Origin of the sequence: Bartonella grahamii ATCC 700132 (genome assembly GCF_000518085.1) — a bacterium.
Taxonomy (GTDB): domain Bacteria; phylum Pseudomonadota; class Alphaproteobacteria; order Rhizobiales; family Rhizobiaceae; genus Bartonella; species Bartonella grahamii.
In genome coordinates this window covers 263,991-288,285 of record NZ_JACX01000001.1, presented here as the reverse complement: position 1 = coordinate 288,285, position 24,295 = coordinate 263,991, and the positions used below count along the sequence as shown (strand labels likewise).

The following is a 24,295-nucleotide window of genomic DNA, read 5'->3' as shown; positions in this document are numbered from 1 at the left end:
CTTACTCCATAAATGAAAAGATGGACGTCCATTTCCCCCTTTACAACTTCATATTCTTATCCAACTAGGCTGTTTTACCTATTTCAAAGGTCACTCTAAACAGACATCTGCAATATGCTCAAAATTCCATACATAAAGAAAAAAGGTTCCTAACACGGCACCACACTACCTGTATAAAAAGGCAATTCAGCATACTTTAAAATGCCACTTTTTTCACACAAACACTGTTGCTATATGTAGTTTGACATAAGATTTTGTACTAAGTGAAAAGAGGTGGGATTAGTTAGGAGTAAGTGGTAATTTTTTATTTTTACAGCTATTTTTTACCATTAAATACGCATTTTGTTAAAATAGATTTTGACACTCTAAAATTGCAAAAAAGTGTGAAAATCAGAAAAAATCGAAATTTGGTGGTAAAAATGAAAAAAGGCTTGGGTACAAAACCTAAAGTGGAGCGAGACGACCAAGTTTTAAAAAACCTAATTTTACCCACCCATTGTTAATGAGCAAGGGAAGAACGGGAGCGCCATCGGCATTTTTAGGCAGTGCACCCAAAATAAAAAATAACGCTTGAAGATTATTGTCCTGCGCGGGAAATAAGCGCTGCAAAGTGTTAAGAAGCTTCATGGGCTGAATATGGACAAGTTCGAATTCTGCTGTCAAATATCCTTCTTCATCAAAAGAAAAAGGTCCACTAATACGTAACCCACCACCTGTATGAAAAGTCAATTCACCTTGCTTTAAAAGCCCACTTTTTCCATACAGTCGCTGTTGCCAATTTTTCCCTTCATCTTCAGACAAAAAAGAGATGTCATTTAAAATCACTTTCAAGTTACCATCAATTTTTGGGACATCAACAAAAGAAGATGTAAAAACTAGAGAAACATCAAAACCGTCAAAAGTTATATTTCCCAATAAATCATTATTTTCATGTTTCAGATCAAAGCGCAAAAATTCTGCCGTTATTTTTTGAGGCGTATCTTTTGTCTCTAACGGCTGAGTAATTATGTCATGCGTATTTTGCAAAGATGCTTGATCTTCTACATTTTCCTGCGTCGTTTTTTTATCTGTTGTTTGTGCTCCTAATGCTTCTTGAGGCTTTTGATCTTCAAGGGAAGAGGAAAGAGGTGAAATTTCAAGCCCTTCAGCTATAAACTTCAATGTTTTACCCGTTTTCCAATAAGGTTCTGTTTCAATAACCAAATTGCGCCAACGCGATACTATGGAAGTTTGTCCGGAAAAAACAATTGATGCAGGAGAATGAACATTAAACTCGACCAAATGAGGTGCATAAATTGGTGCACCAGCCGTCAAACGCCCCGTCGATAAAGAAACCCCATGTAAAGGCCAAGAAAATTGAAAATTGTCGCAAACAACACCGATACGTAAAGGATAACCATCCTTGCGCACATTCTCACATATCGCCGCCATATTATAGGAAGACGCTTTTGCAAATATATCAGAAACTTGCTCTTCTATTTTACGTGAAAAAAAAACCAGAGTGCGCTATAAATAAATATCAGAGCAAGACAAACGAGCCCACAAATTAAATAGCTCAAAGAAAATCTCTTTTGTGATGACGGTATTTGAAAGGATTTAGACAACATTAAAACTTTCTTTATCTCTTAACTTCCTCCCCACCCTAAAAAGGACAAAGATTCTTAACCACAGTCAGTTTATAAACAATCCAACTTCTTAATCGACCGGATTTTATCTAATGATCACTTCAAGGAGTTCCTATACATCGTTCTAAAGTACAGTATCTCATAAGTCCACCCACCAAGATCTTTTTAAGAAAATCCGTTACACTTTCTAACAAAAAATACCTCATGTGTAAAGTTTTACATGAGTTTTCTATCTCTACCTTAAACGATACTGTTTTACAGCACAACAAGAACGATAATGAATAGTGTTTCTAACACTCACACAAATGCGGGCGGTACACAAAAAATCTGTCGTAATGCACCTTCAAACCATTGGCTTAAAGCTTGATCATAAATTAAACGACCTTTCAAATGTGCACAAGCAGGTTGAGCACCTTTTTCAGTCAATTTATGTGCCGAACGCACGACCAAACGCCGCATCATAGCACGTGTAAACTCAGCATGAAATTGCAAACCCCATGCATTGTTTCCATAACGAAAAGCTTGTGTAGGATATGTATGCCCTGTTGCCAAAAGCATTGCCTCTTTCGGTAAATCATAAATACCTTCATCATGAAAATGATAGACCATTTCTGGCCAATTCATCAATTCCCTCCCTTGAGGGGTTGCTTCTAGTGGATACCAGCCGACTTCAACAGTCCCATCACTTCTTGTACCAACGCGCCCCCCCAGATTTCGCGCTAACATTTGTGCTCCAAGACAAATACCCAAAAAAGGCTTATTTTCCTTTAATGATAACGAAATCCAATCAATTTCCTCACCAATATAGGCTTCGCTGTCATTCACACTCATCGGTCCCCCTAAAATAACAACACCGGCATAATGCTCTAATGTATCAGGGAGTTTTTGTCCAAAAATAGGACGATAAATATCAAGAACAAAACCATTTTGTTGTAAAAATTTTCCTAAACGACCAGTATAGGTAGACCGCCGATGAATAACAACAGCAATCCTTGGTTTGTTATTTTTTTGTTTTTTATCAAGACATCTCTGATTTAAAAACATTTTTAACCAATCACCTCTGCAACCAAGCAAAACTTCATTTTTAAAGCATAAGAGAATAATTTTATTGGACAAGACTAACGATATTTTTTCTTCTAGGTCAATTGTTTCTTCTGAGAAAACATTCGCATTATCACATTGGTGCAATTTAAAATAAACGAAATTTTTTCCTCGATAAAAATGTTTCTTCTTCTGTTTTAACCCCTGGATCATCAACATTTAAGTGGGTTTGACTGAACATTTTTACATCTTGTTCTTTTATATCTTGTTTCTCCACCTGCACATTATGCAAAAGAGAATCATCTATAGGTGTTAATTTTTCAAGTTTCTTATCTTCAACACCATCACTTTTCCCCGTAACATACTCTTTGTCTTGCTTTTTCGGCACAATATTGTCCGCCTCTAATGTGAGAGAAGGCATACAGGGAGGCGCCTTCCATTCAAAACCGCCCAAACGTCCACTGATTGGAGAAACCGCTGACCAAGAAGAAAAAATGGACCCATCACACATCCATACTGGATCACGTTCAGCACGAAGTGCTAAAGAAAGCCATTGACGCACAGCACCTTGATTGTTTCCCTGTGCCTCTTCAATATCTGCCAACAATAAATAAACACTTTCCCGTGGATGATATTGTAATGCTTTTTTTGCCTGCTCTCTCGCTATTGCTGTTTCACCAGCATCTAAAGCTGCTTTAGCAATAAGGAAAGCCGATTCAAATGCATCTTTATTATAAGAAGCAAGTGTCCTAGCCCTTTTCAATCGCCCAATAGCTCCTTCTTCTCTTTCGAGATAAAGCGCCGCCAAATCAGGATGAGGATCCTTTTGCCAAGCCGCTATAATCATTTTATCCGCTTTACGCGTTTCATTTAACTTATAAAGAATATCAGCAGCAATAACTATTATTGGAACAAAATCAGGCGCCAATTTATGGGCTTTCAAAATGGCTTCACGCGCTTGTACAGGATGTGTATCAAACAAAGAAAGTGCCTGCCCACTTAATAGTAAAACCTGTATATGCTGCCGCTCTGGAGTCGCGCGAACAGAACGCGGGAGAGCTTTTTGCGCTCTTTCAAAAATAGCAAGTGCCTTATCCCATTTACCCTCAGTACTTAACCGATCAAGCACCGCCTGATGCGCCCATAAAAGTGCTGGCGATAAAGTCAGCGCCTCTTCGGCATATTGTTGCGCTGCCTCATAAGCTTTACTCTTCATCGCTTCACAAAACAAACCATAAAGTCCAACCAATTTTGTCGAATCTTCCTTTCTCATCCCCTCATAAAGACCGATGGCGCGAACAGAGTTATTTTGTAAAGACAAGGTTTGCGCTTGTAAGAGTTTTACCAATGGCTCTTGTTTCCCTGCAAGATATTTAGCAACCTGTGCTTCCATTTTTTGCGCAACCATACTATCACCAGCAAAAGTTGCAAGAATTCCCTTTGAAAGAGCTTCATAACCGCGCTTTTTATGACGTTTATACAAATAATTGGAAAGAGCACTCGGTAAGGAAAAAAAGAAAGACAATAACCACCATAAAAGCACCAGCGTTACAAAAAGCAAAATAAGCACACTTAACACTGTAAGCAATGAAGCAGAAAATCTGAAATGCAAAAATGTAAGAACAAAAATACCATTGTGATTAGCAACCCACGCGAAAGCTAAACCGAGGATACAAACAACAAAAGTATAAATAAAAACACGTATCATCTTGGGCCTATTTACATCTTTGTTGCCTTAAAAGATCCTTGTTGCACAGACAATAACAATTGCTGCAACAACTGTTGAATAGCAATATGTCTTTCAAGCTGCTTAACAAAATCCATTGAAACATCTTTTGCACTTTGTGGCAATGATTGCCATTCGCTCAAAGCCTTTTCGTAATCACCAGCTTGAATAGCAACTTCCATGCGTGCCGCAATAGCCCCCAGCGTCGTCCCTTCAACATTGCCAATCGGTCGCGAAACAATAAGCCCTTTTATCCACGCTAAAATTCGGTCAAAAAAACCAGCATCTGACGCAACAATATTTTGCGTACCAACAATTGCATCGGCAACATGAGAAAAATCAACAGAAAGTTGTGCTGAACTTGGAAGACCCACAGTAGCTGTTTTTTGCAACACATCAAGTCCATCAATTGAAGGCGATAATTGCTGTAACAGCTTTAATTCATTATTATAAGATCCACCACGCTCTATAGCATTTTTTAATGAACTAATTGCTGTAAAGAGTGCGGTATCTATTTCTCTTTTCTCACTATTTTTAACAGCAGTTTCTTCCTGTATAGCTTCTAACTGTTGTTTTAATGCAGCAAGATCATTTGCATTGCTCTGCCCAACAGACAAAGCCGTCTCTATCTCTTTCGACTCTCTAACAAAAGTTTGTACAGTTTCTTCAAGAGCTTTTACTTTTTCCTCTAAAATCGCAAAAGCTTTTTTGATTTCTTCTTTCGATAGTTCATCGTTTTTCGTTGTTTTAAACTGTTGTGATGAAAAAGAAGAAAACTCTGTTTTTAACGCATCGATTTCTTGAAACACCCGTCTCAATTGTTCCTTTGTGTCTTCACCTTGATTTTTTGCGGCTTCAGCAATCTGCAAAGCTTTTTCCCCTCCAGCAGAATTTTCCACAAAAGAAGAAGGAAAAAGACCAGCCCATTGAAGCCCCATAAAAATTCCCAAAGCAATGAATCCCCCCAAAATCCCAGAAAGGGACAAGAAAAGCCAAGTTGTACGAGAGCTACTTTTATCCTGACCTTGCATATTCTGTTTTTCTCGCGCATGAGACTCTACAGAATTGTGGATTTTTTCCTCTGAATCATGGGGAACAGCTTCATGTTCAATAACTGGTTTCTTACGGCGCGTACCAGCATAATGTGTTTTAACTTTTGGTTTTGAAGAATCGACCATCTCTGTCACTTTTTGTGCACACTTTTTTTAATGATAAAATAATAAAATGAAAAAAGTTTTAAAAATGAAGCTTTTCTCAGATATCTTCGTTTGTTTTACATTCTTTTTATAAAGAGTATAACTTTATAGAAATTTTCCAAATATCATTTTGCTCAATAATATTTACAATTATAGACTTTAATAGACAAGTTTTAAAAAACACATTTGCATTTTATACTCAAAAATACAGCTTTATTTTTAAATCAACAATATCATGAAATTCAAAGAAAATGCCAAAACACATATTTTTTCATAGAAAAATCAATTCTAAGAGAAATACTTTGCATCTTTTTCTGTTCATGGTACGCACGCAGGAAAGAAGCTTCAATATAAGGTTTTGTTTAAAATGCGTCTGCTGGGAATAGAAACAAGTTGTGATGAAACGGCAGCGGCTGTCATTGAATATAACAATGAATCAAACAGCCGAATTCTTTCCAATGTTGTTTGGAGCCAAATTGATCACCATGCACCTTACGGCGGTGTTGTTCCTGAAATTGCTGCTCGTGCCCATGTTGAAGTTCTTGATCATTTAATTCTGCAAGCACTAACAGAAGCAAACACAAAATTAAAAGATATTGATGGCATTGCAGCCACCAGTGGACCAGGCTTGATAGGAGGATTATTGGTAGGCGTTATGAGCGCAAAAGCACTCTCTCTTGCCACTGGCAAACCATTTATTGCGGTAAATCACTTAGAGGGACACGCTTTAACAGCTGTGTTAACGCACAACGTCAGCTTTCCTTATTTATTACTTTTAGTTTCAGGGGGTCATACACAAACAATCATTGTTCATGGAGTAGGTAACTACCAACGTTTAGGAACCACCATTGATGATGCATTAGGAGAAGCCTTTGATAAAACTGCAAAACTTTTAGGTCTTCCTTATCCTGGTGGACCAGCACTTGAAAAAGCAGCTTTATTTGGTGATAAAAATCGCATCCCCCTTCCACGCCCTTTAAAAGGTGAAAAACGGTTAGATTTTTCTTTTTCAGGACTCAAAACTGCTGTTCGACAAGCCGCAACAGCCATAGCTCCTCTTACAGAAAATGATATTGCTGACATTGCCGCAAGTTTTCAAGCCGCCGTGACCGATACAGTACATGATCGTATTCATCTAGCCCTACAACACTTTACCCACCAATATCCTCTCTCTCATGATCAAGGAAAGCGTTCTCCTGCTTTGGTTGTCGCAGGCGGTGTTGCCGCAAACCAAGCCATTCGTTCTACGTTGCAAGAACTTGCCTATCAACATGGTTTTGAATTTATAGCCCCTCCTCTTTCCTTGTGTACCGATAATGCTGCAATGATTGCTTTTGCCGGTGCACAAAAACTCGCACGAGGAGAAACAAGCTCTCTTGACATTGCACCCCGCTCACGCTGGCCATTAGATGAAAAAGCCACGCCCTTGATCGGGATGGGACGCCGTGGAACAAAAGCATAATAAAACTGACGCCCCCCACACACATCTTAAAGAACGAAGATTTCTACTCAATCCGGTCTGTAGATAGTCCGAATTCCCTATCGAGCGAATTCCACCTGCTTCCCACTCACACAATTCACTTAACCCAAAGCTCGACACGCAAACCTAAATATGCACCACACATTCTAAAAATTTCATGTTTCAAAAAACTGCCTTATATCATTACACTTCAAATGACGGTATTTTACGGCATAATAAGATCTATTCTCTCCCACGAAGTATAGATATGAAAGCCATTCTTTGACTTCATCATCTTTGATCATCTATTTGTTTCATTGCCGTTGTAATCTTGAAACTTTTTAGAATCAATTTTCTTAATTTTCTCCAACAAACTCTTATAGTGACCGCATTTCAAACCATAGCTGAAAAGATAAGCAAAGAGCAAAATACCCTTATACAACATGAAATATCAATGAATCGCGTTTCTCTGCTACACGTTATTTTGAAACAAGAAAAAACAGATAATGCCCATTCTTTACCCCATTTTAAAAATCATCGTTGATGGTGTTACAAAGATGCTTATAAAAATGCATATGATGAATGCATAACAGTCTATGAAAAAGGAGAACTCATGGCTTATTGGCTTTTTAAATCTGAACCCCATAAATGGTCATGGGAGATGCAAAAGAAAAAAGGAGCTGATGGCGAACAATGGGATGGTGTACGCAATTATCAAGCCCGTAATAATATGCGCGCCATGAAATATGGCGATAAAGGTTTTTTTTATCACTCAAATAAAGGTTTAGAAATTGTAGGCATTGTAGAAATATGTGCTGAAGCACACCCTGATTCTACAAGCTCTGATCCACGCTGGGAATGTGTGGATATCCGTGCACTTTGTGACATGCCAACACCTGTTTCATTAAAACAAATTAAAGCCAATCCCAAACTAGCAAATATGGTACTGGTTAAAGCCAGCCGCTTATCAGTGCAACCTGTGACAGAAGATGAATGGAAAGAAGTTTGTTTGATGGGGAACCTTAAGAGGGAAATGCTTGTATCTTAAAACAATAATTTTTATTCATTAACTCATATAAAAAATGCTTCATAGCATTGCACAAAAAATCTCTTTATGATGCATCTTTTCGGCATTGCTAAATGCAAAGCTTACTCAACGCTTATAATAAGCAACACCACGAACATCACACACAAAAACCCCTCGCACACAAATGCAACGAAAAAACAAAACTGAACGTGGATAAAAAACAATAAAAATGACCGTGAAATTCTCCTAAACAGTGCATATGTGTTAGGTGTTGCACAGTTATCTTCACGCTTAAAAAACGCATCATATTGAGTGTTCATTGTTTTACATGTTGGATGAGAGCCCCTCATACCGCAGGATTCTCTCATTCCCAACCTGTTTATATTAAATCAATCAAAAGCTATTTTCTTGCACATTACAAGCAGGAAAAGTCCCGTATGGATAAAAAACGTGAAAGAAAGGACTAAAAATTCCTCTTATGAAGAGTCTCAAGTGCCAAGGACTATCCGCAACACCCACGAGCTGGCAAAGTGTATGATAGTGCCGGCTTTATTTCTCCATAAGCGTAAAGATGATGACACTCAATGGCTAAAACACGTTCTAGAGCATAAACAAACGCTTCCAACCAATACGTAAAATACTCTGCAGACGGAAATACCTTCTTTTCGGCAAGCAACCATAGAAATTATAAAAGTTTATTTTTTAGAAACGCTCTTTTTTAATTTTCCTCTTTTAATTTTTCTTGCATGAAATCTCATTTTTCACGAAACTACAATCAGTTCATCAACATGCCTATAAGGAAAAACATGAACCACTATACTCTTTTAATTGTTGAAGACAATGATCTACGCCCCATTTTAGTAGAACAATTGCAAATGCATCAAGAGTTTGAAATTTTCCAAGCAAAAACAGCAGAAGAGGGAATGAAAATAATCCAAGAAGAAAATATTGATCTCGCTATTTTGGGACTTGAACTTCCTGATCTTGATGGTTTCAAAGCCGTGAAACAATTACGCACCCAAGGATTTCGTGCCCCCATTATCATGATAACAAATCATGATACAGACTGCGATAATATTTTAGATCTTGAAACAGGCGCCAATGATTATGTGACAAAACCTTTTCGCTTTGCTGTGTTATTAGCGAGAATTCGAGCACAGTTGCGTCAATATGAACAAAATGAAGACACAACCTTTCATATTGGCCCCTATACTTTTAAACTGAAACAAAAACTTCTTCTTGATCAATGCGACAATAAAATCTGTCTCACAGAAAAAGAAGCAGCAATTCTTAAATGTCTCTATTATGCCAATGATAAAATTGTCAGCCGTGAAACATTGTTAGAACAAGTTTGGGGTTATAATGAAAATATTGTCACCCATACTTTAGAAACCCATATCTATCGTTTGCGACAAAAAATCGAAAAAGATCCCTCCAATGCACAAATTCTCATGACAGATCAAAATGGTTATCGTTTAAATCTTTAATTCGAGATTCACTGTTTCAAAAATAATTTTAATATCTTAAATGAAAACAAAAACGAGATGAAAAAAACCTTCACATATAATGTGCAAAAATTGAAATAAGAAAATCCTTCTATATTTGCGGTTCTTATGCCAATGGCAAAATGATTAATTATCTTTATAAATTAAAATATTTCGCACTTGTGGTGATAAAGCAGGAATAAAAACACGTCGCGATTGACGACGCTGTACCAGCAAACCCTGATAAACACGTTTTTGTGCCTGACACATTAAGAGTCCCCCAAAATAAGGCAAAAGATAGCGTACAAATGGCTCATAAAAAAATGAGAACAACCGCGAAACATAACCCGTAGAAGGCATATAATGTACAATTTCTTGTATTGGCCCAGAAACAAAATTTGTTTTTTCGAACAAACGAGTAATTTGTTGCCGACTATAAGGCTCGCCATAACCAAAGGGCGTAGTAATATTGCGCGCCCAAAAGCCAGAGCGATTAGGTACAATAACGATCAAGTGGCCATTGGGTGCTAAAACACGCCATATTTCATTCAACGTTTCAAATGAATTTTCTGTATATTCTAATGCATGTACCAATAAAATACAATCAACTGACGCATCAGGAAGCGGCAAATCTTCTTCAAAAACAAGCGCTGTAGCAACTTGCTCAGCACAAGGCCAAGGCGAAGCACCCTGGGAAGCTGGCATAAAAGCAAAACATTGTTGGGCACGTTCACGCAATGTAGAAAGATAAGGAAGTGCATAACCCAACCCCATAATCCGTTTATCTGTAAGATCAGGCCACCATAAATTCAATTGGTCACACAGCGTCTTTTGCACACGCAGCCCAAGTGCAGAAGCATAAAAATCTTTCAGCGTAACGATATCCAACTCAACATACCATGTAGAAACAAATTTCAAACATTACAGATTTTCATATACCAAACTTATATGGACTTCTGCTCTTTTTCCGCAACAGCGAACATTTCAATATTTCATATTTTAAACTTAAATGATTAAAAAATCAGCACAAAAGGATGATTATTGCGTTACAAGCGCTTTAATCATTTTCTTGGAGATGAACCCCATAGAGGTTCTTCATACACTGTTTCTGACATCAATTAAGAAAAAAGCCAACACTGGTTAATTAAAATGAAGCAATCTTTCAAGATAGTTTTTTTCTTCTTCTGGAATATGCTCTTTACCAAGACGCTTGCGAATTTCATCCAAAATCTGCCGCGTACGCATTTGATCACTTTTTTGTGGTAGTGCCTCACCTTCTTGTTCTTCACCTGTTTTTGAAGAAAGTGGACGTCCTAACGGATCTTTAGGACCAGAATCAGCATTTTGATCATTTCCCGTTTCTTTGAGTGTTTCGCGCATTTTTTTCAAAACATTTTGTGCACCTTGCCTCAAAGATTCCAAAGCGTCAGACTGATTTTGTATAGATACCTGATGATTTCCATTATCAAGAGCATTTTCCGCAGAATTCATTTTTTCTTCCGCCCTTTTCAATGCGCCTCCTGTTTCAAATCCTTGTTCTGATAATTCTTTTTCTAATGTTGATAATTCAGACTGCAATTCAGCTTGACGTTTTTTTAAAGATTTTTTCTGTGTTTCCGGCACATTTTCTCCGCGTTTTTGTTCCATCTCTAACTGATGTGTTTCATTGAGAATTTCTTGCTGACGACGCATTAAATCTCCAAGCTGGTCCATCTTTTCTTTCATTTGTGCAGATTGGCTTTTTTCTCCCTCATTTTGATTGCCTTTTTGCACATGCAAATGATCAAGCGTCTGTTCAACTTCCGCCAAGAGTTGTTCAGCTGCTAAAGAAGAGCCCGTTTTAGCCATTTCCTCAATTAAATTTAGCTTTTCTTGTAATGTAGCTTCAGAAAGATTAGGACTTTTTGAGCTTTTAGAATTTTTAGAAACTTGAGTATCTGGTGCTTTTTCAGCCAAAGCATGAATATACTCATCCATAGCTTGACGTAAATCTGCCATAAGGCGTTCAATTTCTGCCGCTGAAGCACCGTAACGCAATGCATCACGTAAAGCAGCTTGTGCTTGTTTTAAATTTTTTTGCACGGATTCAAGCTGATTATCTTCAATACCCAAAGCAATTTGCCATAAATAATCCACCACATCACGCAAATCCTCTTCTGTTTGTGCTAAAGAAAGTCTTGTCCACGCACTTTGTAGAACAAGAAAATGCTTGACATTTTGCAAACCTTTTTCTGGACGCACAAGCAAAGCAGAAAGCATATCCAATACACGCTCTCTCGCAGAAGCATCAAGCGCTAATAAACGACGCAATTCACTCACCGCACGCGCAACAGGATTTGAAAAAACGTGTTGCGGTAATGTCATAACAAAAGTTTTGCTACGCCCTTTCTGCCCAGCACCATCTTCTGCCACCAAAGTAATTTTGACTTGCGAACCCGCCCATGGATGCGCTGATATATCTTGCACCATCCGCATTTTCCCCTTTCCACCACGCGGAAGAAGAAGCTCTATTTCCGGAGCATTATAAAGAGAGGAAGCACTTTTATTCTGAGAAAGAAAAGGCTCTATTTCAACAAAAGCCTTTGTCACACCATAATCATCATCCACCACATATCGTAACTCTAACGATCCCGTTAAAATCCGCCCTGGTTTTTCCAGCCAATGAATTGTCGGAAGCGTATCCTTGATTATCTGCAAATGCCACTGCTGTTTTTTACGACGTGATGATACAACTAAATTCATTGAATGATTTAAATGTGTTTCAAAATGAGCGATTGGATCATTCAAAGCTGTTTGTTCCTTTTTCTCTGAAAACGAAACTTCCCTCCCATCTTCTACAGACTTTGCTTTTACTGTAACGCCAGCCCCATTGACAACACGCACAACAACATTACTCCCTTCAGGGATTTCTAGTTGTGTTTTCTCATCTTTTGTCAAATAAATCGGTGCCACACCGGTATAAGCAGGTGGTGTTACCCAAGCATCAATCCGCATGAATTTTTCATCAACAACAGGGCGAAAATCAAAGGCATCAGCCAAACGCCCCCCTTGTGAACCAAAAGAAAAACTAAAAGCGCAAACAAAAAGAAGAACACACAAAGCCCTCAAAGCCAAAGGATCATAATCCGCACTATTAAGAGAGATAAATCCAGTTTTTAAATGGTATAATTGTTTTGCCATTCGGCGTTGATGTTCACGCCAAATAACAGCACTAAAATCTTCATCATTTTCAGAACATAAACGATCTGTCTGAATATTCAAAGGCTGGTGTCTAAGATCATTGACGCGTTCAAGACGGCAATTCACTTCCCGTATTGTGGGAAACCGAAAACGAACAAGAAAAAATAAACTCGCCCCAGCACAAACAAGTATAACCCCAAGTAAGAGCAAATGTGACCAATAGCCCAAAATGCCAAAAAGTCCCAACCAGCTAAACGAACAAAAGAGACTAACAACGAGGAAAAATGGCAACAACCGTACCCACATCCGTTCAAATGAAAGGATTCCCCACATCAAAATGCGCACACACAAAAGCTTCATTGCAAAGCCTTTGATGTTTTTATTTTTCATAAACAAGCATTTATCCCCTTTTATCGTGGTGCATTAAGATCATAAACCCCATACAAGACAATTTCTAGAAAATAAATTGTTTCATCAAAGTTTAGTAAAAATAAGACCAAAAACACTTAAGAATTCTCAACCCAATCAGGAATATGATCACATCCCATCAATTGAGCATAATCAAGACGTGGACGAACAACCGCATAACACGTATCTTGAACGAGAACTTCTGGGACCAAAAGTCGGCTATTATAAGTACTCGCCATCACAGCACCATAAGCTCCAGCTTGCGTAATTGCTAAAAGATCACCAGGTGCCAAAATCGGCAAGCAACGATCTAATGCTAAATAATCGCCAGTCTCACAAACAGAACCAACAATATCTGCACGAATAAGGGGAGCGTCTTTTGCTGCTTTTTTCACAAGGACGACATTTTGCCAAGCATCATAAAGCGTTGGACGCATCAGATCATTCATCGCCGCATCTACAATAACAAAATTCCGCCCTTGTCCCCTTTTTAAATAGAGAACAGATGTCATCAGTACACCAGCTTGACCCACAATGCTCCGCCCCGGCTCCACAACAATATTAATCCCTAAAGGAGCAATATATTTCTTTACCAGCGCAGCATAATCAAAAGGAGAAGGTACAGTATGTTGTTCACAACCATAGGCAATACCAAGCCCACCACCGATATCTATATGCGTTATTGCATAACCATCGCTCCACAATTGACGCACACAATCTGCAATAAGAAAGAATGCCTCTTCAAATGGCTTTAAGTCACAAATCTGACTGCCAATATGCATATCAATACCGCAAACCTGCAATCCAGGTAAAGAGTCCGCTTTTTTATAAGCCTCTCTTGCCAACAACAATGGAATACCAAATTTATTTTCAGATTTTCCTGTTGTAATTTTCTTATGGGTCTTTGCATCAACATCTGGATTAATGCGCAATGAAACACGTGCTATCTTTGAAAGCGCAACAGCACGTTGAGATAACTGTTCAAGTTCCGGCTCTGATTCAACGTTAAAACAATAAATATCCTGAGCAAGAGCAAAATCTATCTCTCTCATGGTTTTACCAACACCAGAATAAACAATACGATGTGCCGGAATACCAACAGCAAGGGCGCGCCGTAATTCCCCTTCTGAAACCACATCAGCTCCCGCTCCATTGTTCGCTAAAAGCCGTAAAACTGCTTGATTAGAATTGGCTTTAACCGCATAAGCAAGCAGACTAGGCATCCCTTGAAATGCCTTTTTATAGTCTTTAAAACGTGTAACCAATGCATTGGCGGAATAACAATAAAAAGGAGTCCCCACCTCCTGCGCAAGAACAGCAAGTGAACAACCCTCAGCATGAAGCATACCTTGATGGTAAGAGAAAAAATCCACACTTTCCTCCTACTTTATCAAACGATCAAGAATAAAAGGTTTATCATCTTCACTTTGAGTAACAGATGTTCCTTGCACAGACTTTTCCACACTTGTAAGAGGCATTTCCAATGACCCTTTACGCCCACACCCAGCGACACAAACGCCTCCTAAAAGGACAATCATCAACCCCTTTAATATAATTTTCATCTGTCCTCTTTCCTCATCTCGATCTCTTTTTTACCTTTAAAATACAATCACTCAAGCGCTCACAAGACGCTTTTTCCAATACGTAATTTGCCGAAGAACCTCTGAAGGTGCTGTTCCCCCAAAGCTTTTGCGACTTTCAACAGATTTTTCAACGGTCAAAACATCAAAAAGTGTCGCATTAATATTAGGACAAATTGCTTGAAGTTCATCCAATGATAAATCCTGAAGGCGACACTGTTTTTTTTCTGCTAATGCCACAGCACACCCTGTAATATGATGTGCTTCGCGAAAAGGAATCCCTGATTCGCGTACAAGCCAATCAGCAAAATCGGTTGCAGTTGCATAGCCAGAATCAGCGGCTTGTTTCATAGCTTCTTTATTAACTTGCAAATCAGCAATCATCCCTGTCATTGCTGCTAGTGATAATTCCAAACTCATAGCCCCATCAAAGATATATTCCTTATCTTCTTGCATATCCTTTGAATAAGCAAGGGGTAACCCTTTCATCACCGTTAACAGCCCCATTAATGCGCCATTCAACCGTCCCACTTTAGCCCGCACAAGTTCGGCAGCATCAGGATTTCGCTTTTGCGGCATAATAGACGAACCCGTTGAAAAAGCATCTGATAAACGAATAAAATAAAACTGTTCACTTGACCAAAGAATTATTTCTTCTGCTAAACGTGAAAGATGTGTTGCACAAAGAGCGCCAGCGCTTAAAAATTCCAATGCAAAATCACGATCTGAAACACTATCAATCGAATTGCGTGTTGGTTCTCGAAAACCTAGCGCTTTTGCTGTCATAAAACGATCAATTGGAAAGCCTGTCCCCGCTAAAGCAGCCGCCCCTAAAGGCGATTCATTCATGCGCTCAAGAGCATCACGCATCCGCGATAAATCTCGACCAAACATTTCAACGTAAGCCATCATATAATGGCCAAATGTTACCGGTTGAGCCAATTGTAAATGCGTAAAGCCTGGCATAAAGGTATCAACATGTTGTTCTGCTCGAATAAGCAATTGCTCTATCAATCCTTTTAAAGCTTGTGCTATCTTTTGCGTTGCTTCACGCACCCACAAGCGAAAATCAACAGCAACTTGATCATTGCGTGAACGCGCTGTATGCAAATGCCCCGCTACAGGACCAATCAATTCGCTCAGCCGCGCTTCAATATTCATATGAATATCTTCAAGCTTTCGTGAAAAAACAAATTTACCGTCTTCAATTTCTTGGCGAATAAGTTTCAAACCATGAACAATTTTTTTATAATCTGATTGTGAAATGATTTTCGTTTGCGCTAACATAGCCGCATGAGAAAGGGAACCTTCAATATCTTGTCGATAAAGTTTTTGATCAAAATCAATTGAGGCATTAATTTCTTCCATAATTGCAGAAGGACCTGCCGCAAACCGACCACCCCACATTTGGTTCTTTAACATCTCATCTGTCATATTCTGAAAACACCCATACAAAGGACATAATTATGATTTCTCAAATTTTCATCAGCGAAAAAAACAATAAAAAAAGGCAATTCTCCCTTGCATTCTTTATCATTGCATTGAGTTTATACGCAACCACAAACTACGATAACAAAAGAGAGTCTTTCCTTTTCAATTTCATTTCAGCAGCAAAAGCACAAAAAATAAACATTGATAAAACACGAGAAGAAAAAATGATGGCAATCCGAAAAGCAGCAAAGGGCTTTTTTAGCCACGTACGATTTTCTGATACGCCCTCAGATATGAAGAAACTCTCTTTCAAGGATATTCAAGGAAAAGAGCACACACTCAGCGAATTTACTGGAAAACCGATGCTGGTCAATCTATGGGCTATTTGGTGTGCACCTTGCCGCACAGAAATGCCCGAACTTGCGCAATTAAAACATGAATTAGGTAGAGAAAACTTTGATGTCATAGCTATTAATATCGATAAAACTGCTTCTCCTGAAAAAATTCAGCAATTTTTACAGAATATTCATGCGGATAATTTGCTTTACTATCGCGATGAAACAATGGATATTTTCAACAATGTTAGAAAACAGGGGCTTGCTTTAGGACTCCCCATTACATTTCTCATCGATAAAGAGGGATATCTCATTGCTTCCTTCAATGGTGCAGCCCCATGGGCCAATGACGATGCCAAAGCACTTATAAAAGCTGTTATAAAAGAAGCCCTATAACTTTAATAACCGCGTCTTTTTAAACGTTGTATAACGAGATCCAGTGCTGATAAAAAAGCAGAACGGTCTTTACGACAAAAAGGACGGGGACCACCTGTTATACTGCCCTGTCCCCGCAAATCTTCCATCAAATTGCGCATCGCCAGAGCTTGACCAATTGAATTTACATCAAAAAAACGCCCCGTTGGCGAAAGACAAAAACCCCCAGCTTGCACAACCCGTGCTGCTAAAGGAATATCACTGGTAATAACGATACTTGCCTCATGCACATGTTCTACGATCCAATCATCAGCACAATTGAATTCACCAGCAACGACCACTCTTTCAATGAGCGCTTCATCTGGAAGGGACAAAAAACGATTTGCTACAATAAATGTCTTAAGCTGATAACGATTCATCACACGATAAACTTCATCTTTTACAGGACAAGCATCCGCATCAATCAACAAAGTGATAGCAGGCTTTATTGGGATATTCATACCTTGGCTTTCACGCAATAGTTAAGTTCTTTCATATTCATCTGAATGTTGCAAATGCTTGCGATGAAACATTATCGCCGCGTTTATTTCTCCTCCCAAAATAAAAATTGCACTCAATATGTAAAGAAAAATAATAGCAACCATAATAGATGCTAACCCTGCATAGGTAGAAATATAATCAAACATTGTTAAATATTGAGCAAAAGCAATTGAAGCCATAAACCATACAAACATTGTCAGTACAATTCCTGGTAAAATATCTATAAACTTCCGCCGCTCTGCTGGTAGCCATTTATGAACAATCAAAAGGCTTACAAAGAGAACAACCGCTGCGATTATGTAACGCCATAGACGAATGACACCGATATATTCTGTAATGAAAAAAGGATGATTTTGCATAATCTTGATAAGCAGAGGTGTTAAAATCAACAAAACGCTGATCACAATAAGACCTACAGCTCCAAGAATCACAAAAAACAAACTTTGAAAACGACAAAACAACAAGCTACGCCGATCAACAACACGATAAGCTCTATTTAAAGCTGTACGTAACGCCTCTACCCCATTAGAGGCAAAATAAGCCGCTCCAATGACAGAAACTGTCAACACTCCTCCCCGCTGTATGGTTAAAACATTGATAATTTCCTGAGATAAAGGCTCTGCAATGACATCTGGTAATAACTGCACCAAAGCTTTGATTTTTTGCGGTGTATATGTAAAAGCACCAAGAAAACTGGCAAGAGAAGTTCCAAAAATAAAAAAAGGGAAAAATGCTAAAAGCCCAGAGAGCGCGACATGGCTTGCAAAAGCACTCCCATTATCACGCCAATAATGGCTTACTGCGTCAACAAGGATACGATAGCTATACCAAAAGATATTTCTTAACAAATCTCTATACTTTCTGGTAAAACTCTTCCTCTGTCTATTTCAAGCTTTATAAAAAACATCAAAACTCTGCAAACAAACATTTTCCGATGTTGCAATATAAATGGCAATAATCAATACGGTCAAGCCTGACTTTATACTAAAACAAAAACAACAACCCACTATATGAAATTCTACAACGACTTCATTTTTTTGTCTCTTCTATAGATCAGTAACCTCTTCTGTACATCATATGCCCTATAGAGAGTTAAGCACGATAATCTTGCACACATAAAACCTTTTGAAGTCATGGTTATCTGTATCGAAGCAATCGCCACTCTTTATTTATTGCAATCTATGACTGAATAGAGAAAAAACTTCTTATCGATTTCTAAAAAAAACCAATGAAATTTAACAAAAAAACCTTGCTTTTATTCACCCTTTTTTAGAAACACTCTGACGTCCAAAATCAGGAGCATCAATTTCCTGTCCAGCATCAATAATATTGCGACGTACAGCACGCGTACGTGTAAAAAAGTTAAACAATGTCTCACCATCTCCTAAACGAATTGCCTGCTCTAAAAAAGCAAGCCCCTCACTAAAACGGCTCAACATTTCTAAAATAGCATCCTTATTATGCAAACAAATATCGCGCCACATAACAGGATCAGAAGATGCTAAACGTGTAAAATCACGAAAACCAGAAGCGGAATAAGCAATGACTTCTGAATTTGTTACTTTTTCTAAATCACTCGCTGTCCCAACAGTATTATAAGCAATCAAATGCGGCAAATGCGAAACAATAGCCAAAACAAGATCATGATGTTTAGGATCCATCTTTTCGACACACGCACCACAAGCTTCCCAAAACGCTGTCAATTGTGCGACAGCCGCAGCATCACTCTCAGCAAAAGGCGTTAAAATACACCAACGATTCATAAATAAATCAGCAAAACCAGCATCCGGTCCTGAATATTCCGTTCCAGCAATTGGATGCCCTGGAATAAAATGAACCGTTTTTGGCAATAAAGGTGCCATTTCCGCAATAACCAACGCTTTCGTAGAACCAACATCACTCACAATCGCTCCAGGTTTTAAATGATCATGAATATTTTTTGCCACCTCTGCACTCGCCCCAACAGGAACAGAAACAATAACCAAATCCGCTCCTTCAACAGCTTTTGCATTATCTGTCGTATAAAAGTCCCCAAGCTCCAATTCGCGTGCTCTTTTCAGGGTTTCTGAACGACGTGTTGCAATAGAAATTTGAGCCGCAAGATTTTTCTTTTTAATCACCCTTGCTAAAGAAGATCCAATCAGACCGATCCCAATGAGCGCTATTTTTTCAAATTGAATATGGGGCATCTTTCACCTTCAAAGATTCTTTGCAAATGGCAATAAAGACAATTGTAAAATCATAATTTTCCTGTCTGTTTGTTCAAGAATTATGCGTAAAACATTAAAAAACGACAACTAGAGAATAAAGAATAACGCAGTTTACCAATCACCACCTGCGCAAGCTGACAACAGATCATTTTACCTAGAAAACACATAAAAAATAAATGACGAGAAATCTAACATCACGCTCTAAAACTCCCACTTAATTACTAATCAAAGCACATCACTGAAACAAAATATAAATGCACTCTCAATTATGATAACAACGACTCTACATAAAATCTCATCAGTTTACTTTATCTTACTAATTTACTCATAAAAAACGCATCAAAAGCGTAAGCAGACACCAACTCTTTCCCAATTATCCCAATACGTTCATTAATTTGTACATCAGACCTATATAGGAATGTATTACGCCTCCACCTACAACATCAACACAAGTTTTATGAATATTGAAAACACCGTAAAATAACGCATACAAAAAATACCATTAAAAACATTTTCCTCTCCCGACTCCTGATACCGTAAATCAAACAAATACGAGAAAAACACGCCCTCTCAATAAAGAAAAAGTTTGATAACAAAAACACCAAACATCCCTTTAATGGAATCACAACCCTCACATAAAATAGAACGCCCCAAACAGAATAGGTTTGGATTACAAATTCATGCGTTTGTTTTAAAAAGACATCTCTCTCCCCAGCCTATCTCACGACAGTGTTTGTAAATGTTATAACTATAAATCCATTAAGCACGACCCTCTTCACACTTAATAAAACACTATCATTATATTTGCCTACCCCCAATGTTGCAAAAACCCTTGGAATTTGAGAGCATTCCTAAGAGGCATTTTTAGTGCTTTCTTGCACAGTTTTTATCCACACGCCCCCACTTATGACGTGCAAAAGACATCGTTTTGATTGACTCAATATGAAAAATAATGAATTACTAATAATAAACAATGACTTGCTCTGTTTATGAGACACATTCATTGCTAAGATAATCATCTCTGTCTCAAACATAAAAGTCTCCCCATAGGTACTGTTGTTTTCATCATAATCTATTTTGACTTTCTCCTCATCCCACGAAGATTCTTAATTCATACCGATCTGCAAACAATTCATTTTCTTGTCTAAAAGATTCCACTAATTCACTATTTTAAGTGATTCAATTAATCTATAATATATTGATTTATAAATATAATAATTGTTTTTGAATTTGAATCATAACTTCAAATACGGTAAAATTCTTCCATCACAAATCCTCTTATCAATTAAAATCTCTTGTCTGCACGTCACAAGAAGGCATGTGAGAAAAAAATGATGAAAAACACTCTCTAATGCCAAAAACTGTAGCAAATTAGAGACTAGACAAATATATGATAGTGCTCTGGCTTGCACTTTTATTAAGCGTAAAGATAGAGATGCTCTATGGATTTTATATTCTTCACGGAGAACTTTGCCGTTATACCATTCACAAACGCCGTCGCGAAATAGATATGACGCGCATTGAAAAATATTTCTAAGAAAGCGTATGAATTTATCATACAAGTGTCTTCTGTTGTTTGAGGTGCTCTGTTTTGCATGAGGGGTGTTACCCCATTAAGGCGCTATGAACCAGCCTAATATTCACCACATACTCACACAAAAACACCGAATGCGTAAAATTTTACCTGAGCTCTATATCACGAACCAACAGTGTTTTACGGCACAACAAGATAATAAAACGGTTTAAAAACTGCCTTTCGAAGATAAATAATTTTTCTGAAGAAAAATTTCTATAAAACTTTCAAGCTCTTCAAAACTACAACTAACTTCTACTTGTTAACACAAAAGTTTTAATTGCTGAAAATACCTCTGTGGCGTACTAAAAATAAAAAATCATCATATTTTTAAACTGTTAAGCTGCCATCTGGCGTCGTGCAATAATTGTGAGCCCTAACAAAACTTGACGAATGATAGCTTCACCCAAAAGTGGATTTTTACGACTGTCTAAAACAGCACCCTGAATTCTTTCCATTGCGTAGGAAATCTGTTCTAACTTCCAATATTTTAAAGCTTGTTCAACTGTCTTTTTCCGTTGAAAAAAAATGGGAGGCCGTGCTTGAGAAACCACCGTAAAAGGCGATTTTCCTTCAACTTCTACCTGATAACGCAATAGCTGTAATTGCTGAAAATGCCTTTGTGCTGCACTCAAAATGAAAAAAAGCGCCCCATGCAATGCTGCATGTCGGTTAAAATGCGCTTCAAAGCCTGATATATCGCCCAATAAAAGAGCATCAATAACTTCATCTTGAGAAAGAGCACTGACATCGCTTACAATAGCTTTCACATCTTCAAGAGTAATATGAACATTTGCAGCGTAAAGACAAAGCTTTTCTAATTCACCTCGTGATATAAGGCGATCCGCCCCTAAACTTTCATGCAACCATCTACGTGCATCCAAAGAAAGAGTCTTTTTAAACTGCCCTAAAACCTCATCAATCAAACCGTCAAGAGAACGCATATCATCCGCAAAACAGGGCAAAGCCATTGCTTTTGATGACGTTTCAACAACATTGCGCAACCCTGTTCCTTTTTTTAAGTCCCCTGATTCAATAAGAATAAAACAGGACTCTGGTGGCTTCTCAATTAAAATTTTCAAGGCAGCAAGAAAACCTTTTTGGTTAGCAGCATTAGAGATCCATATCAAACGATCTCCCCCAAAAAGCGATAACGTACGCGCTTCATTTTCCAAACGTGCAGGATCTTTATCAATTTCAGCAGCATCCAAACGAATTGTCGAAAATGGATCTTCTATTGCTACCTGTGTAAGTTTTGCAAAACATTGTGCACGCTCACAAATAAGACCACGATCTGGCCCATAAATGAGAACAATAGGAAAAGCACGTGAAAAACGCGTTAAAAACTGATCAACTTCATGTGCTTTTTTCTGAGCCACATTATTAATCCATTAACAGTTCATCATCATCAAGAACTTCCCCGCGAACTTTCTGAAACATGCCAATTAAATCATTGACATCCAAGCCCTTACGTTCTTCATGACAGACATCCAAAATCACTTTTCCACCATGCAACATCAAGGTGCGATCGCCATAATCAAGAGCCTGACGCATAGAATGAGTCACCATGATAGTCGTTAATTTTTTCTCTTCAACGATTTTTTCAGTCAACCGCATCACAAAATCAGCCATTCCAGGATCAAGCGCTGAGGTATGTTCATCAAGCAATAAAACATCCGCATGGGCTAATGTTGCCATCACAAGGCAAACAGCTTGGCGTTGCCCACCGGATAAACTGTCCATAGGATTATGAATATATGCTTCAAGACCAATGCCTAATTGAGCAATTTTTTCTCGAAAAAATTGCCGTTTCTCATGGTTTAAAGCCGAACGCAAACCACGACGACTTCCTCGAAGAGCAGCAAGAGCCAAATTTTCTTCAATTGTTAAAGAACCGCAACTGCCTATCAAAGAATCTTGAAAAACACAAGCAACCTTTCCAGCGCGTTCACTGACTGATTGTCTAGAAACATTTTGCCCATTGATAACCACTTTCCCTGTTGAGGGAAGCGTTGCCCCCGCTAAAACACTGAGCAAGGTTGATTTACCAGCGCCATTTGAACCGATAACCGTAACAAAACTACCCTGATCAATTTTAAGGTTAATATCAATCAAAGCCTGTTTTTCCAAAGGTGTTTGCGGTTTAAATGTAACCCCAACATGAGAAAACTCAATCACGTTTACGCCTCCTCCAATAACGTGGCACAATAAGGGTTAAAATAACCAACAGTGAAGTAATCAACTGAAGATCTGTCGACGTATCAATACCAATTCCATTTGCCTCAAATGCAAATTGCACCGCCACACGATAAAGCACAGACCCCACAATACAGCTGATTATAATCCAAAAAATATTACGCGTACGAAACAAAGTTTCACCGATAATCACAGCTGCCAACCCAAAAACAATTGTTCCAATTCCACCGGTAATATCCGTTGCAATTGCAGTTTGAATATAAAGAGAACCACCAAGTGCAACACAGGCATTTGAAAGCCCCATACCAAAATAAATTAGCGCCGACGTATGAACCCCTTGAGCTGTAGCCATCCGTGGATTAGCTCCCATTGCACGCATAGCAAGACCTATTTCACTTTCCAAAAAACGCCAAATCAAAAACGCTACAACCAGCAATACAGTACCAATGAAAAGAGGACGCACAAAAATATCAGACAAGCCAAACAGATTATAAAAGGGCGTTAACGCCGTATCAGCAAGCGCTAAATTAACATTAGATCCTCCCATAATTCCCATAATACGAAGATTAACCGTATAGAGCGCTGACATTGTTAAAATGGAAGCCAAAAGATTCAAAATACCAAAACGCAAATTCAACATAGCTGTTAATAAACCAGCTACCATGCCTGCACAAAAAGCACATGCCATAGCTGTCCATGCGTTAAAACCTAAAAGAATCAAGACACCACAGACACAAGACCCAAGAAGAAATGAGCCATCAACTGTTAAATCAGGAAAGTCCAAAACGCGAAAAGAGAGATAAACCCCTATAGCCACAAACGCATAAATAAGACCCAATTCCACAGCGCCAGAAAACGCAAATATATTCATGTAAAGACAATCCCCATGAAAACTTAACGTATTTTATT

20 protein-coding genes are annotated in these 24,295 nt (G+C 38.3%); 5 read left to right on the top strand and 15 right to left on the bottom strand.

Annotation, left to right across the window (positions count from 1 at the left end):
• Nucleotides 1-444: 444 nt before the first annotated feature.
• The 4 genes from U736_RS0101165 to U736_RS0101150 form a co-directional block, all read right to left on the bottom strand.
• Nucleotides 445-1,500: a DUF2125 domain-containing protein gene (locus U736_RS0101165; protein WP_015857061.1), complete on the bottom strand. Its 1,056-nt coding sequence runs from the start codon at nt 1,498-1,500 to the stop codon at nt 445-447.
• Between the two features lie 422 nt (nt 1,501-1,922).
• The gene (locus tag U736_RS0101160) at nt 1,923-2,669 is read right to left on the bottom strand and encodes a glutamine amidotransferase (protein WP_015857062.1); all 747 of its coding nucleotides are present in this window, start codon (nt 2,667-2,669) and stop codon (nt 1,923-1,925) included.
• A 145-nt stretch (nt 2,670-2,814) separates the two neighbouring features.
• Nucleotides 2,815-4,374: a heme biosynthesis protein HemY gene (locus tag U736_RS0101155; protein WP_015857063.1), complete on the bottom strand. Its 1,560-nt coding sequence runs from the start codon at nt 4,372-4,374 to the stop codon at nt 2,815-2,817.
• Between the two features lie 11 nt (nt 4,375-4,385).
• Nucleotides 4,386-5,570 (bottom strand): mitofilin family membrane protein, encoded by a 1,185-nt coding sequence (locus U736_RS0101150; RefSeq protein WP_015857064.1) that lies wholly within the window; start codon nt 5,568-5,570, stop codon nt 4,386-4,388.
• A 385-nt stretch (nt 5,571-5,955) separates the two neighbouring features.
• On the opposite strand from U736_RS0101150, the gene tsaD reads away from it, so the two are divergent.
• The 3 genes from tsaD to U736_RS0101120 all read left to right on the top strand — a co-directional run bounded on the left by tsaD (nt 5,956) and on the right by U736_RS0101120 (nt 9,561).
• Nucleotides 5,956-7,050 carry a tRNA (adenosine(37)-N6)-threonylcarbamoyltransferase complex transferase subunit TsaD gene (gene tsaD / locus U736_RS0101145; protein ID WP_015857065.1) on the top strand — a complete coding sequence of 365 codons (1,095 nt, stop codon included), beginning with the start codon at nt 5,956-5,958 and terminating at the stop codon, nt 7,048-7,050.
• Nucleotides 7,051-7,660: 610 nt separating this feature from the next.
• The gene (locus U736_RS0101125; protein ID WP_015857066.1) at nt 7,661-8,095 is read left to right on the top strand and encodes an EVE domain-containing protein; all 435 of its coding nucleotides are present in this window, start codon (nt 7,661-7,663) and stop codon (nt 8,093-8,095) included.
• Nucleotides 8,096-8,880: 785 nt separating this feature from the next.
• Nucleotides 8,881-9,561, top strand: coding sequence for a response regulator transcription factor (locus tag U736_RS0101120; RefSeq protein WP_015857067.1), 681 nt, complete (start codon nt 8,881-8,883; stop codon nt 9,559-9,561).
• A 144-nt stretch (nt 9,562-9,705) separates the two neighbouring features.
• Here U736_RS0101120 and U736_RS0101115 read toward each other — a convergent pair whose 3' ends face one another.
• From U736_RS0101115 to argH, 5 genes are all read right to left on the bottom strand, one after another.
• On the bottom strand, nt 9,706-10,476 hold the full coding sequence (locus U736_RS0101115) for a class I SAM-dependent methyltransferase (RefSeq protein ID WP_015857068.1): 771 nt from the start codon (nt 10,474-10,476) through the stop codon (nt 9,706-9,708).
• Nucleotides 10,477-10,698: 222 nt separating this feature from the next.
• Nucleotides 10,699-13,128, bottom strand: coding sequence for a TIGR02302 family protein (locus U736_RS0101105; RefSeq protein WP_015857069.1), 2,430 nt, complete (start codon nt 13,126-13,128; stop codon nt 10,699-10,701).
• Nucleotides 13,129-13,244: 116 nt separating this feature from the next.
• On the bottom strand, nt 13,245-14,519 hold the full coding sequence (gene lysA, locus U736_RS0101100; RefSeq protein ID WP_015857070.1) for a diaminopimelate decarboxylase: 1,275 nt from the start codon (nt 14,517-14,519) through the stop codon (nt 13,245-13,247).
• A 9-nt stretch (nt 14,520-14,528) separates the two neighbouring features.
• Complete coding sequence (gene lptM, locus U736_RS0101095; RefSeq protein WP_015857071.1) at nt 14,529-14,708, bottom strand: LPS translocon maturation chaperone LptM; 180 nt, start codon at nt 14,706-14,708, stop codon at nt 14,529-14,531.
• Between the two features lie 51 nt (nt 14,709-14,759).
• A complete protein-coding gene (argH, locus tag U736_RS0101090) occupies nt 14,760-16,160 on the bottom strand; it encodes an argininosuccinate lyase (protein ID WP_015857072.1) in 1,401 nt (466 codons plus the stop codon).
• A 32-nt stretch (nt 16,161-16,192) separates the two neighbouring features.
• On the opposite strand from argH, the gene U736_RS0101085 reads away from it, so the two are divergent.
• On the top strand, nt 16,193-16,888 hold the full coding sequence (locus tag U736_RS0101085; protein ID WP_015857073.1) for a TlpA disulfide reductase family protein: 696 nt from the start codon (nt 16,193-16,195) through the stop codon (nt 16,886-16,888).
• A gap of 2 nt (nt 16,889-16,890) precedes the next feature.
• Here U736_RS0101085 and U736_RS0101080 read toward each other — a convergent pair whose 3' ends face one another.
• The 3 genes from U736_RS0101080 to U736_RS0101070 form a co-directional block, all read right to left on the bottom strand.
• Nucleotides 16,891-17,367 (bottom strand): YaiI/YqxD family protein, encoded by a 477-nt coding sequence (locus U736_RS0101080; RefSeq protein ID WP_015857074.1) that lies wholly within the window; start codon nt 17,365-17,367, stop codon nt 16,891-16,893.
• A gap of 21 nt (nt 17,368-17,388) precedes the next feature.
• Complete coding sequence (locus U736_RS0101075; protein ID WP_015857075.1) at nt 17,389-18,255, bottom strand: YihY/virulence factor BrkB family protein; 867 nt, start codon at nt 18,253-18,255, stop codon at nt 17,389-17,391.
• Between the two features lie 411 nt (nt 18,256-18,666).
• Nucleotides 18,667-19,596 carry a prephenate/arogenate dehydrogenase family protein gene (locus U736_RS0101070; protein ID WP_015857076.1) on the bottom strand — a complete coding sequence of 310 codons (930 nt, stop codon included), beginning with the start codon at nt 19,594-19,596 and terminating at the stop codon, nt 18,667-18,669.
• 1,644 nt (nt 19,597-21,240) lie between these two features.
• Here U736_RS0101070 and U736_RS13000 point away from each other — a divergent pair.
• Complete coding sequence (locus tag U736_RS13000; protein WP_274532011.1) at nt 21,241-21,363, top strand: hypothetical protein; 123 nt, start codon at nt 21,241-21,243, stop codon at nt 21,361-21,363.
• A gap of 165 nt (nt 21,364-21,528) precedes the next feature.
• Here U736_RS13000 and holA read toward each other — a convergent pair whose 3' ends face one another.
• From holA to U736_RS0101055, 3 genes are read right to left on the bottom strand one after another with little or no spacing between them, the layout of a single operon-like run.
• On the bottom strand, nt 21,529-22,569 hold the full coding sequence (holA, locus tag U736_RS0101065; RefSeq protein ID WP_015857077.1) for a DNA polymerase III subunit delta: 1,041 nt from the start codon (nt 22,567-22,569) through the stop codon (nt 21,529-21,531).
• A gap of 4 nt (nt 22,570-22,573) precedes the next feature.
• Nucleotides 22,574-23,368, bottom strand: coding sequence for an ABC transporter ATP-binding protein (locus U736_RS0101060; protein WP_015857078.1), 795 nt, complete (start codon nt 23,366-23,368; stop codon nt 22,574-22,576).
• Nucleotides 23,361-24,257 (bottom strand): ABC transporter permease, encoded by an 897-nt coding sequence (locus U736_RS0101055; protein ID WP_015857079.1) that lies wholly within the window; start codon nt 24,255-24,257, stop codon nt 23,361-23,363. Before U736_RS0101055 ends, U736_RS0101060 begins: the two co-directional genes overlap by 8 nt.
• Nucleotides 24,258-24,295 lie beyond the last annotated feature (38 nt).